13 protein-coding genes and 1 pseudogene are annotated in these 12,155 nt (G+C 63.2%); 10 read left to right on the top strand and 4 right to left on the bottom strand.

Annotated features, from left to right (window positions below):
- Positions 1-74: 74 nt before the first annotated feature.
- Positions 75-1,376 (top strand): MFS transporter, encoded by a 1,302-nt coding sequence (locus ACV22Z_RS30190; RefSeq protein WP_448079909.1) that lies wholly within the window; start codon positions 75-77, stop codon positions 1,374-1,376.
- 105 nt (positions 1,377-1,481) lie between these two features.
- Entirely contained in the window at positions 1,482-2,453 is a 972-nt protein-coding gene (locus tag ACV22Z_RS30185; RefSeq protein ID WP_448079908.1) for a quinone oxidoreductase family protein, read from the top strand.
- A gap of 139 nt (positions 2,454-2,592) precedes the next feature.
- Here the strand turns inward: ACV22Z_RS30185 and ACV22Z_RS30180 are convergent, their stop codons facing one another.
- Positions 2,593-3,627 (bottom strand): AraC family transcriptional regulator, encoded by a 1,035-nt coding sequence (locus ACV22Z_RS30180; RefSeq protein WP_448079907.1) that lies wholly within the window; start codon positions 3,625-3,627, stop codon positions 2,593-2,595.
- Between the two features lie 383 nt (positions 3,628-4,010).
- On the opposite strand from ACV22Z_RS30180, the gene ACV22Z_RS30175 reads away from it, so the two are divergent.
- The 4 genes from ACV22Z_RS30175 to ACV22Z_RS30160 all read left to right on the top strand — a co-directional run bounded on the left by ACV22Z_RS30175 (position 4,011) and on the right by ACV22Z_RS30160 (position 5,817).
- On the top strand, positions 4,011-5,129 hold the full coding sequence (locus ACV22Z_RS30175) for a porin (RefSeq protein WP_448079906.1): 1,119 nt from the start codon (positions 4,011-4,013) through the stop codon (positions 5,127-5,129).
- A 64-nt stretch (positions 5,130-5,193) separates the two neighbouring features.
- Complete coding sequence (locus ACV22Z_RS30170) at positions 5,194-5,382, top strand: hypothetical protein (protein ID WP_448079905.1); 189 nt, start codon at positions 5,194-5,196, stop codon at positions 5,380-5,382.
- Positions 5,383-5,416: 34 nt separating this feature from the next.
- Entirely contained in the window at positions 5,417-5,581 is a 165-nt protein-coding gene (locus ACV22Z_RS30165; RefSeq protein WP_448079904.1) for a hypothetical protein, read from the top strand.
- 35 nt (positions 5,582-5,616) lie between these two features.
- The gene (locus tag ACV22Z_RS30160; RefSeq protein WP_448079903.1) at positions 5,617-5,817 is read left to right on the top strand and encodes a hypothetical protein; all 201 of its coding nucleotides are present in this window, start codon (positions 5,617-5,619) and stop codon (positions 5,815-5,817) included.
- Positions 5,818-5,881: 64 nt separating this feature from the next.
- On the opposite strand, the gene ACV22Z_RS30155 is transcribed toward ACV22Z_RS30160, so the two are convergent.
- Complete coding sequence (locus tag ACV22Z_RS30155; RefSeq protein ID WP_448079902.1) at positions 5,882-6,193, bottom strand: hypothetical protein; 312 nt, start codon at positions 6,191-6,193, stop codon at positions 5,882-5,884.
- A gap of 197 nt (positions 6,194-6,390) precedes the next feature.
- Between ACV22Z_RS30155 and ACV22Z_RS30150 the strand changes: the two are divergent.
- The 3 genes and pseudogenes from ACV22Z_RS30150 to ACV22Z_RS30140 all read left to right on the top strand — a co-directional run.
- Positions 6,391-6,597, top strand: a pseudogene (locus ACV22Z_RS30150) (YbfB/YjiJ family MFS transporter); the annotation flags it as partial.
- The gene (locus ACV22Z_RS30145; RefSeq protein WP_448079901.1) at positions 6,594-7,850 is read left to right on the top strand and encodes an MFS transporter; all 1,257 of its coding nucleotides are present in this window, start codon (positions 6,594-6,596) and stop codon (positions 7,848-7,850) included. The pseudogene ACV22Z_RS30150 and the gene ACV22Z_RS30145, both read left to right, overlap by 4 nt.
- A 95-nt stretch (positions 7,851-7,945) precedes the next feature.
- Positions 7,946-9,046 (top strand): NAD(P)H-dependent flavin oxidoreductase, encoded by a 1,101-nt coding sequence (locus tag ACV22Z_RS30140; RefSeq protein WP_448079900.1) that lies wholly within the window; start codon positions 7,946-7,948, stop codon positions 9,044-9,046.
- A 407-nt stretch (positions 9,047-9,453) separates the two neighbouring features.
- Here the strand turns inward: ACV22Z_RS30140 and ACV22Z_RS30135 are convergent, their stop codons facing one another.
- Positions 9,454-10,023, bottom strand: coding sequence for a J domain-containing protein (locus ACV22Z_RS30135; protein ID WP_448079899.1), 570 nt, complete (start codon positions 10,021-10,023; stop codon positions 9,454-9,456).
- Between the two features lie 345 nt (positions 10,024-10,368).
- Here ACV22Z_RS30135 and ACV22Z_RS30130 point away from each other — a divergent pair, with 345 nt between their 5' ends.
- The gene (locus ACV22Z_RS30130; protein WP_448079898.1) at positions 10,369-10,692 is read left to right on the top strand and encodes a hypothetical protein; all 324 of its coding nucleotides are present in this window, start codon (positions 10,369-10,371) and stop codon (positions 10,690-10,692) included.
- A 426-nt stretch (positions 10,693-11,118) separates the two neighbouring features.
- Here the strand turns inward: ACV22Z_RS30130 and ACV22Z_RS30125 are convergent, their stop codons facing one another.
- The gene (locus tag ACV22Z_RS30125) at positions 11,119-12,150 is read right to left on the bottom strand and encodes an AraC family transcriptional regulator ligand-binding domain-containing protein (protein ID WP_448079897.1); all 1,032 of its coding nucleotides are present in this window, start codon (positions 12,148-12,150) and stop codon (positions 11,119-11,121) included.
- Between the last annotated feature and the right edge of the window lie 5 nt (positions 12,151-12,155).

The following is a 12,155-nucleotide window of genomic DNA, read 5'->3' as shown; positions in this document are numbered from 1 at the left end:
GCTCACACAAGCCGGCCAACAGGGTCGATCCGGCTGACACAATCCTGGCCAAACAGGAGATGAAGGAGACACGAATGAGGATGCACGACTATGACGCCGGGCCGGGATTTGCCGTGGCGCGACGCGAGAAGTTACCGGTGTATCCGTGGGTCGTATTTGCGCTGACACTGGGTCTGGTCATGTCCGACTATATGTCGAGGCAGGTGTTGACCGCCGTGTTCCCGCTGATCAAGTCGGCATGGAAGCTGTCGGACACGCAGCTCGGTTCGCTCAATAGCGCGGTTGCGTTGCTGGTCGGCGTATTGACCCTTCCATTGTCGCTGCTGGCAGCCCGCTGGGGGCATGTCAAAAGCATCTTCCTGATGGCGGCCTTGTGGAGCCTCGCAACGCTGGGCTGCGCCATTTCGACCAACTATGAAGAAATGCTCGTCGCACGCGCATTGGTCGGAATCGGCGAGGCCGCTTATGGCGCCGTCGCGCCGGCGCTGTTGCTGAGCGTCTTTCCGGTAAACATGCGCGCCAGCCTTATCGGTGCCTTCACTGCAGGTGCATCGTTCGGTTCCATGATCGGCATGGCGTGCGGCGGCATGATCGCGGTTCACATGGGATGGCCGTGGTCGTTCGCATCCATGGGGCTCTTCGGCATCCTGCTGGTCATCGTCTTTCGCATCGTCGTCACGGAAACGAAGCTGTCCCGGTACCGGTCGGCGAGTGCGGCCCAGGCGCCCCGCGCATTAGGCGCAAGGGAGACATTGCACACGCTGATGGTCGGAGTCGTTTCGTCCAGATCCCTGGTGTGCGCGTACCTCGGCAGCGGACTGCAACTTTTCTGTACGGCCTCATTGTGGGCGTGGATGCCGAGCTATCTGAACCGCTACTACGCGATGCCGCCCGCGCGGGCGGCGATGATGGCGGCCGTATTCGTTCTGCTGTCGGGAATCGGCATGATCACGTGCGGTCTGGTCGCCGACAGGGCCAGCAGAACGCTGCCGGTGCGGAAATGGGATGCGGCGTTCCTTTACTGCCTGGTGGTCTTCACGTTGCTTGCGGTCGCCTTCCGGATCGCGCCGGGGTCCCTGCAACTCGCGCTGATCGGCGCGGCGATGTTCGTCACGTCCGGTACGAACGGCCCGGGCGGCGCGATGGTGGCCAATCTCACGTCGCGCTCCATCCACGCATCGGCGTTCGCGCTTCTCACGATTACCTACAACCTGCTCGGCAGCGCACCAGGGCCTTACTTGACAGGGTTCGTCGCGGACCGCATCGGGTTGCTCGGCGCATTGCAGTTCGTGCCGTTCGTCAGCCTGGTTGCGGCCACCGCATTCGCGATCGGCAAGCGCAGCTACGTATGTGACCGCACGCGCGTCGATGCTTGAGTCCGTCCGGTATCCAGGCGATGCATGGTCGCGAATGACGCGGCACGGCAACGCGTTGCGTGATGGCGGCGTGCAATTTGATATCTCATCGAGGAATTTCCCACTATGGCAAAGGCTGTTCGATTTCACGAGGTAGGCGGGCCCGAAGTATTGCGGCTGGAAACGGTTCAGGTCGGCGAGCCTGGGCCCGGTCAGGCACGGGTGCGTCACACGTATATCGCCGTCAACTTCATCGATATCTACTTTCGCACCGGCCAATACCCGCTCGATTTGCCCAATGGCCTGGGCTCGGATGCGGTGGGTGTCGTCGAAGCCGTCGGCGAGGGCGTTACAGACATCAAGGTCGGCGACCGGGTGGGGTACCTGCTGGGGCCGCAGGGCGCTTACTCGGAGGTACGCGTGATGCCCGCGGACGTGCTGATTCCACTGCCCGATGGCGTGAGCGACAGCACCGCATCGACGCTCATCATGAAGGGCATGACCGCACAGTACCTGTTTCGCCAGGTCTACCCGCTCAAAGGCGGCGAGACCATCCTGTACCACGCTGCCGCGGGCGGCGTGGGCTTGATTGCCTGCCAGTGGGCGCGGGCGCTCGGCGTGACCATGATCGGGACCGTTAGCACCGACGAGAAGGCCGAGGTGGCGAAGAAGAATGGTTGTACGCACACCATCGTGACGTCACGCGAAGACATTGCCGCGCGCGTGCGTGAGCTGACCAATGGGAAGGGCGTGGAGGTGGTGTTCGACTCGGTCGGGAAGGATACGCTGGAGGCGTCGCTGAACAGCCTGCAGGTTCGCGGTGCGCTGGTGAGCAACGGCACGTCGTCGGGGCCGGTGCTCATCGACACGCGCGTGCTGGCCCGCAAGGGTTCGATCTGGGTGACGCGTCCGGCGATGGTGCATTACGCAACACCGCGCTCGCACATGCTGGAGATGGCCCGCGAACTGTTCGATCTCGTATTGGCCGGGAAAATCACGAGCGAGCCCGGCCAGACATTCGCGCTCGCTGAGGCTGCCGACGCGCATCGCGCGCTCGAATCGCGCAAGACGATCGGTTCGACGGTGCTGGTTCCATAAACACGGCACGCGCGGCGGCCCTGATTGCCGAGTACGCGTACACGCTGCTCAAGCAGCCGGCGCCCCATATGCGCCAGGTGCCACCGCGCCCGACCGCAAGGTCAACCCGGGTGCGGCCGCGCAGCCCGTCCGACAGCCGTTAGTGTTTCCCCGTGACAGGGGTATCCGCGGCACGGGCGAAAAAATCGCTTCTCCATCGCGTTGGAGGCTTGCCGAACTCCGTGCTGAACCAGCGGGAAAACGCACTGATCTCGGAAAAGCCCACAAGGGCTGCGACCTCGGAGACCGTATGGCGACGATTGCCGAGATAACGCACAGCCAGCTCGCAGCGCACTTCGTTGACCAGCGCAGAGAAGCTTTCGCCTGCCTGTTCGAGTTGGCGTTGCAGGGTACGGGAAGTGAGGCCGAGGCGTTGCCCGACCAGTTCGATCGCGCAATGCCCCTGCGGCATGAGGATGTGAATGACGCGCCGGACATCGTCCGCAATGGCGTCACCTCTGGGTCTCGGCCGAAGGTCGAGAAGTTCCTTCGCATAGCGCGCGAGCGCGGCATCGGCAAGCGGATTGGGCCGATCGAGTTCCTGCTGCGTCAGCACGATGGCGTCGAACTCGCAGTCGAACTCGACGTTCGGGCCGAAGAAAGGCCGGTGCACGCGAAGGCTATCGGGCGCCCGATGGGAAAAATGGACACCACGGGGCTTCCACTGCGCGCCCAGTATGGTCCTGATGAGATTGAAGGCCGCCCCGACGGTCAGTTCGACGATCTCCCGCCCCGGATCCGGCCTTCCGGTCACGAGGAGGACATGCATCACCGCAATATCCGCGAAATTTTCCACTCGAATCGACACGGAGTCGCTCAGCAGGTGCCGGTATTGCTCGATTTCCGCGAGGACATGCCGAAGTGTCGGTTGATGCTGGAGATACAGGCTCAGCGCGCCAAAGTCGGCCAGCCGCCAGGATTCGCCGATGCGCACGCCGACGAGTTGAAGCTCCGACGACTTCGCCGATGACTCGAACACCCTGGCGAGGCCTGATTCCGGAATGCGCATGTCGGGCGTGTAAAGACACGCCGGATCGAGCCCGGCGTCCTGGACCTTGCGGACCGGATCGATGCCGACTGAGCGGGCGATGTCGGAGTACTTGATCAGGGATGCGCTGCGAACCAGGATGGTCATGTCGTTACTGCGAAGATCTGAAGATTCAATGTATCGCAGGAATGCCACGACGTCTCTGCGGAGTAACCATTATGCAAGCCGCCCTTCGTGGTTGCCTCGCGTCGGCGCCGGGATGCGCGTGCACGAAACGGCCCTGCGTGTGTCACGAACCGCATGATTCTGGCGTCCCATGTCAAACGCGAGGAGTGCGAATTTCACACAATGCCTGCAGGAACAATCGCCGAACCGGATGAAGACTCCCTCCGCCGCGATGAACATCGACGTAATCGACGATGTTCGCCGGCCCGGGACGTCGGTGCGACGCTGTCCCCTTGTTTGATTGCGCCATTGGTCGAATTGACCACCACGCTGCAAAACCACGATACAAGGCATGAGGAGACACGATGAAGAAGACGGGATTCGCGTTGGTACTGACAGCCACGATGTCGGTGCCGGTATTTGCGCAGAGCTCGATCACGCTATACGGCATTATCGACACGGGCGTCGAGTTCATCACGCATGCGACGCCCACCGGCGGATCGCTTGCGAGGATGCCTGTCATTGGTGGCGGCGATGCACCGTCACGGTGGGGATTCAGAGGCGCCGAAGACCTGGGTGGCGGCCTGAAAGCCATTTTTACGCTGGAAAACGGCTTCTCGGCTTCGAACGGCACATTGCAGCAAGCCAACCGCCTGTTCGGCCGGCAGGCCTACGTCGGTTTAAGCAATTCATTTGGACAACTGACGTTTGGCCGACAGTACAGCATGCAGACATGGGGGCTGATCGACGCGAACATCATCGGGGTCGCGGGGGTCGGCAGTCTGGGATCGCTGGACAGTGCGGTGCTGGCCGACCGCTTCGACAACGCCATCGCCTACAAGGGGACGTTCTCCGGGCTGACCATTGGCGCGAGCTATTCGTTCGGCCGCGATGCATCCGCTGCAGGGAACTGTCCGGGCCAGACGGGAAGCGACTTCCTCGCATGCCGCGGGCTATCCGCGATGGTCAAGTATGACGCGAACAAATGGGGGGTTGCGGCGACGTACGAAGAGTTGCGAGGAGGGCCGGGCGCTGCGCCGATCACCGTTGTTGCCGGTGCGCCGGGCGTTGCCTTCACGAAGTCCGGGGACACCGATCGGCGCTATCAGCTGAACGCGTATCTGGCTACCGGAGAAATGCGCTTCGGCGTGGGCTGGATCCATCGGCTTCTTCACGGCGACGCCCGATCGGTTCGAACCGATATGGAATTTGTCGGGGCGTCATGGCTACACGGAGCGTGGCAGCTCGATGCGCAGATCTCGCACATCGGCAACCACGCAGACGATGCAAACGGCACGCTTGGCGCGGTCAGGGCGAACTACTATCTCAGCAAGCGTACGGCGCTCTATGGGGTGGCGGGGTACATGAAGAATTCGGGCAGAGGGGCCATCTATTCTGTTTCCGTGGCCACTGCAGTTCCGGCGGCTCCGTTTGCCGGGTCAAGCCAGCTTGGCCTGGAGATCGGGATGCGCCACAGCTTTTGAGCATGCCGACGGACCTGCAAGGATCAGGGCGCGCCACGCCATTGCGATGGCGGTGCCGCGAGTCATGTCCGACCTGTTCCGGGCACCGGCCGCGGCATACCTCCGCGTGCGCCGCATGCGCGCAGGCAATCTGAACACGCCGGGCTTACCGCGATTGTTCGCGATTGAACAACGGAGCTTTCGTCCCGGCCTCATTGATGTTCGTGGTGCCGCGCGTAATCTTCAAGCAACGACGGAATCGATTCGGCAGTAGGCGAGTTATCCGGTCATCAGGCAAGGAGATTGAAATGGACATCCTGAATCTCGCCCGGCAATCCGGCATGACGATCGTGCTCGACGCGCGCATCGGCCAACAGGAATACCAGTCGGTGCACAGCAGTATCGCGGCTCTGGAGCGGTTCGCAGAGCTGATTGAGGCAGCAAGGCAAACCGAAGCTGCGCAGCGCAGCTGAATCGCATCGTTAGCCACACAGTTCGAGGTCATGCCATGAAAGACGACGTTCGGGATTTTCTTCAGATGGAAAGGGAAGGCGGCGCGGGTGTCGCGGCCGATGATGGAGCGGCAGGTGTCGTGCGCCGTGTGGCGTCGTCACCCAATTGGGCGTGGGCGCCCCAAAGCGAATCGTTCGACTGGATGAATTCGGCGGGACCGTTTTCGCTTGACTCGCTCGACAGCGGGGCCGAGTAAGTTGCATGCGCTGTGGATGGCGGCGCGTTGTTCGTCCTTGTGGGCCTTCGGCGTCAACCCATCATCATTCAATGTTTCGGGCAGGATCTCGTCCCCCGGCATTTGCCGCATGAATGCCGATCGGGCTGGTCAGTTCGAGCGCGTCCATCAACTCGGCGCGACTTGCGCCGAAATCCAATGCCGCTTTCAGCTTCATCGCGACGCATGGCTTGAACAGGTGCGTCGACGACGCAATCATCCACTGACGCCGCGCGGGCGTCTGTCCGTCCCCAATATGCGAGTGTCCATCGATTGCGCGGCGCAGCGGCTGCGCGGGCGTTTCGCCACGGCGCGCGCAGTTCACCGACCGGAATTGAACCGCGCCGCGGAAGGACATCTTGCGTATCGCGTGGATTCTCTCCTTTTCCGGTTCAATCTAGACTGACTTCCAACATGACGGGCACCGGCGTGGCGCTCGTTCAGCGGATGGAGGTCAACATGCAGCAAGCGATCCTGGACCGGCCGGCGCCGCCCGCGTTCAACGTGCGGCGGGGCACAGTGGCCGGCGCGAGCGCGAGCCTCATCGGCATCGGGCTCGCGCGTCATCCGTCCGCCGCAAAAGGCGCGTGGACCCACGCGACGACCAGCTTCGCAGTGATGCAGGCGCTGGCCGCATACGGGCTGTCATTCCTGTTCTCGTCGAACGGCGGCGATTACCGGGTGTTGTTCGCGGTCGGTGCCGCCGCGCTGGTGCTCGCGCTGACGGTCGATCTGTTCGCTGCGACGTGGAGGGCGCAATGAGCACCATCGCCCGATCCGCTTCCGGCCCGTTCGCCCGGCCTGCCGCAGCCGGCTATGCGGAGCGCAACGCGCTTCACTGGCGGCGCAATCTCGCGGTCTGCGTGTTCGGTTCGTTCACGACACTGGTCAGCCTGAGCATGCTGCTGCCGTTCCTGCCGCTGTATGTGCGGCAACTCGGCGTCGATTCGCAGGCGGCCGTGATCCAGTGGTCGGGCGTCGCGTTCAGCGCGACCTTCCTCGGCACCGCGGTGACCGCGCCGCTGTGGGGGCGCCTCGCGGATCGCTTCGGCCGCAAGCCGATGCTCGTGCGGGCCGCGGTCGGGATGGCGATCGTGATGTCGCTGATCGGCGTCGCGCACAACGTCTACGAACTCGTCGCGCTGCGCCTCGTTGCCGGCCTTGTCGGCGGATACGCGTCGGCGTCCACGGTGATGGTCGGCACGCAGGCGCCGCGCGACCGTGCGGGCTGGGCGCTGGGCATCCTGTCGACCGGTGCGCTCGCCGGCAATCTCGTCGGGCCGCTGGTGGGCGGGCTGCTGCCCGAGTGGCTCGGCATACGCGGCACGTTCTTCGCCGGCGGCGCGATGATCGCATTCGCGGCGCTGCTGACGATCTTCGTGGTGAAGGAAGATTTCCATCCGGCCACCGACGCGCGACGCAACACGGCCGGCCAGGCCGCGGACGCGGCGCGCCGCACCCCGTTCGCAATCGTGGTCGCGCTGCTCGTGACCGCGATGATGGTGCTGCTCGCGAACATGTCGATCGAGCCGATCATTACGGTCTACATCGGCGGGCTCGGCGTCGGAGCCGCGCACCTCGCGCGCGTCGCGGGCGTGGTGATGGCCTGTTCGGCGCTCGGCAGCATGCTGACGGCGGCGCGGCTCGGCGCGCTGGCGGACCGTATCGGCAGCTGGAACGTGATCGTCGGCTGCCTGCTGCTGACTGCGCTCGCGATGCTGCCGCAGGCGTTCGTCACCCACTGGTGGCAGCTTGCTGCGTTGCGCGTGCTGATGGGGATGACGCTCGCCGGGCTGCTGCCGTCGATCGGCAAGCTCGTCAGGCAGTCGGTCGACGAACGTGCGACAGGACAGATGCTCGGTTACCTGCAGTCGGCACAATTCAGCGGGCAGGTGATCGGGCCCGTGATCGGCGGGCAGATCGGCGTGAGCCTCGGCCTGCATTCGGTGTTTTTCGTGACGGGTGGGCTGCTGGCGGCTTGCGCGGCGATGGTTCACTGGGCGCGTGGCCGCTAGCCGTTCGAGCGCGGACAGTGGGTGCCCGCGCGGGAAACGACCGGCGTAGCATGGGCGCAAACCCGACATCCAGATTCGTAACAGGAGCAAACGACATGGACAATTCCTCCGACAGCCGCACCTTGCTGCGCAAGCTCGGCATCCGGGCGCCGATCGTTCAGGCGCCGATGGCGGGTGTCAGCACGCCGGCGCTCGCTGCCGCCGTATCGAACGCGGGCGGGCTCGGCTCGCTCGGCGTCGGCGCGACGAACGCAGAAGGCGCCCGCAAGATGATCCGCGACACGCGCGCGCTCACCGACCGGCCGTTCAACGTCAACGTGTTCTGCCACCAGCCGGCGACGGCGAACGCGGCGGTCGAGCGTGCATGGCTCGACTGGCTCGCACCGGAATTCGCGAAGTACGGCGCGACGCCGCCCGGCGCGTTGTCGGAGATCTATACGAGCTTCATCGCGGATCCCGCCATGCAGGCGATGCTCGTCGACGAAAGGCCGGCGGTCGTCAGCTTCCATTTCGGGCTGCCGTCCGCCGACGTGATCGCCGCGCTGAAGCGCGCCGGCATCACGCTGCTTGCGAGTGCGACGAACGTCGACGAAGCGCGGCAGGTCGCTGCGGCTGGCGTCGACGCGATCGTCGCGCAGGGGATCGAGGCCGGCGGGCATCGCGGCGTATTCGATTCGACCGCGAACGACGACCGCCTCGGCACGTTCGCGCTGACGCGTCTGCTCGTCACCGAATTCGCGCTGCCCGTGATCGCCGCGGGCGGCATCATGGACGGCGCGGGAATCGCGGCGGCACTTGCGCTCGGCGCGCAGGCCGCACAGCTCGGCACCGCATTCGTCGCATGCGCGGAAACGGCGATCGACGAAGGCTATCGCCGCGCGCTGCTGGGCGACGCGGCGCGCCGCACGACGTTCACGTCGGCGATTTCAGGGCGGGTCGCGCGGAGCATGGCGAACCGCCTGACGGAACTCGGCAACGACCCGCGCGCACCGGCGACGCCCGCTTACCCGATCGCATACGACGCCGGCAAGGCGCTGCATGCGGCCGCGAAGGCGAAGGGGGAGTTCGGCTACGGCGCGCAATGGGCCGGGCAGGCCGCGCCGCTCGCGCGGGCGTTGCCGGCTGGCGAACTGTTCGCGCAGCTGGAACGTGAAACGCGCGAGGCGGTCGGGAAGCTGCTGGTGGATTGGAAGTGACGGGCGGGTGATGAAGGATGGCCGGCGCGGGCGACGGCTTTCCCAACCTTCGGACGATCCGGCTCGCGCCTGCTCATGGTGAGCATCGCGGGATCGGGTCTGCTAATGGGTGTCAACGCTCCACGCGCCGATGTCGAACGGCCGATCCTGGCGGCAGATTCAACTGGTCGATGCAACACACTAGACGCTGCGTAAGCAGTGGAGGTGTCAGTGGCGGCGACCACGGTCGCGAAGGCTTCGACCATGACAGCCGCTACCTTGAATGCCACCGGTGGTGGCCAAGGACACACCAACGGTGGAAGGACAGATGGTGGCACGCACAACTGATATGGTTGCCCGTAAGTCGACGCCGCCGCGTTATCCCTGACTGAATAGCCACCTTTGGGTAATACTCCCCAAGGCTTGGCCTACAGAACGGGCCCGATGTTTTGGGTCCCCTCGCTACGGGAAGAGTTATCCACGAATTCGCCTTGGTCCAGCATTCCTCTCGATCTCGCCCGCGGCAGTGACACGTCCGCCGCTGCGGCCGGTAGGGCTGCAGACCGCACCGTCTCTACCGACGTCCACTCCGGGCCCCTCTCCATCGTGCCCCGGGGCGCGAAAAACATAACGGACGCGACGACAGCGCCGCACGCCGCAACACACGTCTGCTGCCGTCGAACCCGAGCCTCGCTGGCTTTCCGTGCCCGAGCCTCGCGCACTTCCTGTGCGTACGCTCTCCTCGCGTCCCGCAGGTAGGCATCGGCATTCCGGGCCGCGGCCGATTCTCGCAACGACGCATCGTAATGGTCGCGGCGCGCTGCGTCCGACAGCACTTCATACGCGGTGTGGATTTCGATAAACCGCGTAGCAGCTTCAGTGGGACAGTCCAGATTGCGGTCTGGATGCCACTTCATGGCGGCACGCCGATACGCAACCTTAAGGTCTGTTGCGGAAGCTGTTCCCCGGACCCCTAGCAATTCGTAAAGGGTCTGCATAAATTTTCCCTGCTTGTTCTGCTTCGTTGCAGCTTACTTGCAATGGCCATTCGATACATCGGATGGAAACCCTCATGGATTGAGGTCACACACGAGCGCGGCCTCTCTGTAAGTCGAATCCTCCTGTTTTCCGCCAAGAAAATTCTTCCGTGATGGGTTGTCATGCAAACAACCTAAGCTCGCGCAAACGATCGCGAGGTCAGAACATGCTCGACGAAACGTTTGGGTTTCGCGAAAGCATTCTAATGTGCACGCTGCCTTCTCGTTTTTTCCCTACGGCTCATCATCAAGACGAACAAGAATGACCGCACCGATGCCGATGCGATCGTCGAGGCCGCACAGGCCATGCGTGACGATCGCCGCGCGGCCGGCTCACTGTCGCGCACCGATCGCGGCGAAGAAGTCCGGGCGAAAAAGACGCTCATCGGGCTGAAGAAGCAACGTGCAATCGCGGTTGCCGACCTGAATCAGGCAATTCTCGAAGTCAGCGCAAAAGAAATGTGGGAACGGGTCAGCCTCAGCTCGGAAGTGCGATCATCGGACAGCTCCCCGGTTCGCTGGCATACCGGCCTCGGGGCGATCGCCGGGGCGAGCGTCCACAAGAATGTAGGGCGGTCGCAAAACTGTGGCGCCAGAGCAAGGACAACGGTGCGCACCGAAAATCAATGACCTACATGCATTCGTGCCACATGTACCCCGGCAGATGCGTCAGAGTGAGTGCGACTGGCCGTCGTTCGCGTCAAACTAGTAGCAACTCGCCGGACTAGATCGGCCGTAGCCGACCCGAAGCAGCCTCTCGTCACACGAGGCCAGCGAAGGCCGCTTTCGGGTCGTTAGAGACACTCAGGGAAGCGTCACACCACAGCTGGAAGGCAGCTTCTCTTGACCGGCACCAAGCGACAGCGTTGCAACGTTGGAAGAGCGGAACACGATCGTCGGGTGGTCTGTTACCCCGGTCGGCCAGGGGCGCTACCCACCTCCCCGATGCCCAGGCATCAGATGAAAGCGGCTTACCGCTCGGCCCATGGGGTCACGGGCCGAGTCAATAAGGAAACTCGACTGGTATTCGATGTGCCGGAAAATATCAATTTCTCGTCACTCACCTTGACGGCTGCCCTTGCGATAGTCAGAAGGACTACTGCCGGTCCAATGCTTGAATGCGCGGCAAAAGCCGGTGGAATCGGAAAAGCCGAGATCAAATGCTAGCACCGCCATGCTCGTGTTTGAGTTTGTCAACCGATGAACTGCAATATCCCGTCGCAGTCCGTCTTTCACCAGTTGGAAATGCGTTCCCTCCTCTGCAAACCGACGGTTGAGCGTGCGTACAGAGGTGTGCAATGCTTCTGCAAGATCCTGTATCGTCACCGCCCGCGCGATGTTCTGTTCAAGATATTCCCGCGTCTTAGTCACAATGGAGCCGTGATGAAATGCACTGAACGTCCAGTCTCCAGGAGCACGTTTCAGGAATGCCCATAGCTCGTGCTTCTCGCGTTTGAACAGTTCCGCGCAGTCCTGGTACAAGAAATAAATACTCGTCACCCGTGTATCGAAATGCACCGCGCCGGGGAACAGGAACGCGTAGTCGTCCACATGCCTCGGCCTCGCGAAGCTGAACTCGACACGGTGCAGGATGATCTCCCTGCCGAGCAACCATGATGCTATGCCGTGAACCAGCTTCATCATTAACTCATGTCCGAGTGGCGTGACCTGCGTGCCGGACGTCCTTTCCACCAGAGCTAATCGCACCAGATTGCTCTTCGTAGAAATCTGCAGCCGGTAGTCATCGAGCAGCAGATTCCAGAAGCGAACAAATCGATTGAACGCTACCAGCACGGTAGGCGCGTCCAGCAAGCTGAGCATGAGGTACTTTAACGTGCCGCCCCGGATTGGCCTGGACCAAAGTCCCAGCATCTCATCATCGAGTCTCGCCGCGACCGCCCGGTACAACGCGACGTATTGCTCGCGTGTCATTCGTGCATCAGGCTGATCGAGCAGGGACTGGGGGATGGCGGCGCTTGCGAGTGCCTTCGCCGCCACGTCTTCTCCGTGACGGGTGCGAATGACGCGCAGCATCCCGTGCAGGAAGTGAGCGGAAAGCGTGAGAGGGCTTTGGCGGGACAGGTTCATGGTCC

It is taken from the genome of Burkholderia sp. PU8-34 (genome assembly GCF_053427725.1).
Note: the sequence above shows the minus strand (reverse complement) of the source record. Positions and strands in the feature narration are given on the sequence as shown.

Excerpts from the sequence above, each read along its gene's own strand:
- ACV22Z_RS30190 (WP_448079909.1), top strand. The coding sequence starts at position 75 with ATGAGGATGCACGACTATGACGCCGGGCCGGGATTTGCCGTGGCGCGA.
- ACV22Z_RS30185 (WP_448079908.1), top strand. The coding sequence starts at position 1,482 with ATGGCAAAGGCTGTTCGATTTCACGAGGTAGGCGGGCCCGAAGTATTG.
- ACV22Z_RS30180 (WP_448079907.1), bottom strand. The coding sequence starts at position 3,627 with ATGACCATCCTGGTTCGCAGCGCATCCCTGATCAAGTACTCCGACATC.
- ACV22Z_RS30175 (WP_448079906.1), top strand. The coding sequence starts at position 4,011 with ATGAAGAAGACGGGATTCGCGTTGGTACTGACAGCCACGATGTCGGTG.
- ACV22Z_RS30170 (WP_448079905.1), top strand. The coding sequence starts at position 5,194 with ATGTCCGACCTGTTCCGGGCACCGGCCGCGGCATACCTCCGCGTGCGC.
- ACV22Z_RS30165 (WP_448079904.1), top strand. The coding sequence starts at position 5,417 with ATGGACATCCTGAATCTCGCCCGGCAATCCGGCATGACGATCGTGCTC.
- ACV22Z_RS30160 (WP_448079903.1), top strand. The coding sequence starts at position 5,617 with ATGAAAGACGACGTTCGGGATTTTCTTCAGATGGAAAGGGAAGGCGGC.
- ACV22Z_RS30155 (WP_448079902.1), bottom strand. The coding sequence starts at position 6,193 with ATGTCCTTCCGCGGCGCGGTTCAATTCCGGTCGGTGAACTGCGCGCGC.
- ACV22Z_RS30145 (WP_448079901.1), top strand. The coding sequence starts at position 6,594 with ATGAGCACCATCGCCCGATCCGCTTCCGGCCCGTTCGCCCGGCCTGCC.
- ACV22Z_RS30140 (WP_448079900.1), top strand. The coding sequence starts at position 7,946 with ATGGACAATTCCTCCGACAGCCGCACCTTGCTGCGCAAGCTCGGCATC.
- ACV22Z_RS30135 (WP_448079899.1), bottom strand. The coding sequence starts at position 10,023 with ATGCAGACCCTTTACGAATTGCTAGGGGTCCGGGGAACAGCTTCCGCA.
- ACV22Z_RS30130 (WP_448079898.1), top strand. The coding sequence starts at position 10,369 with ATGCGTGACGATCGCCGCGCGGCCGGCTCACTGTCGCGCACCGATCGC.
- ACV22Z_RS30125 (WP_448079897.1), bottom strand. The coding sequence starts at position 12,150 with ATGAACCTGTCCCGCCAAAGCCCTCTCACGCTTTCCGCTCACTTCCTG.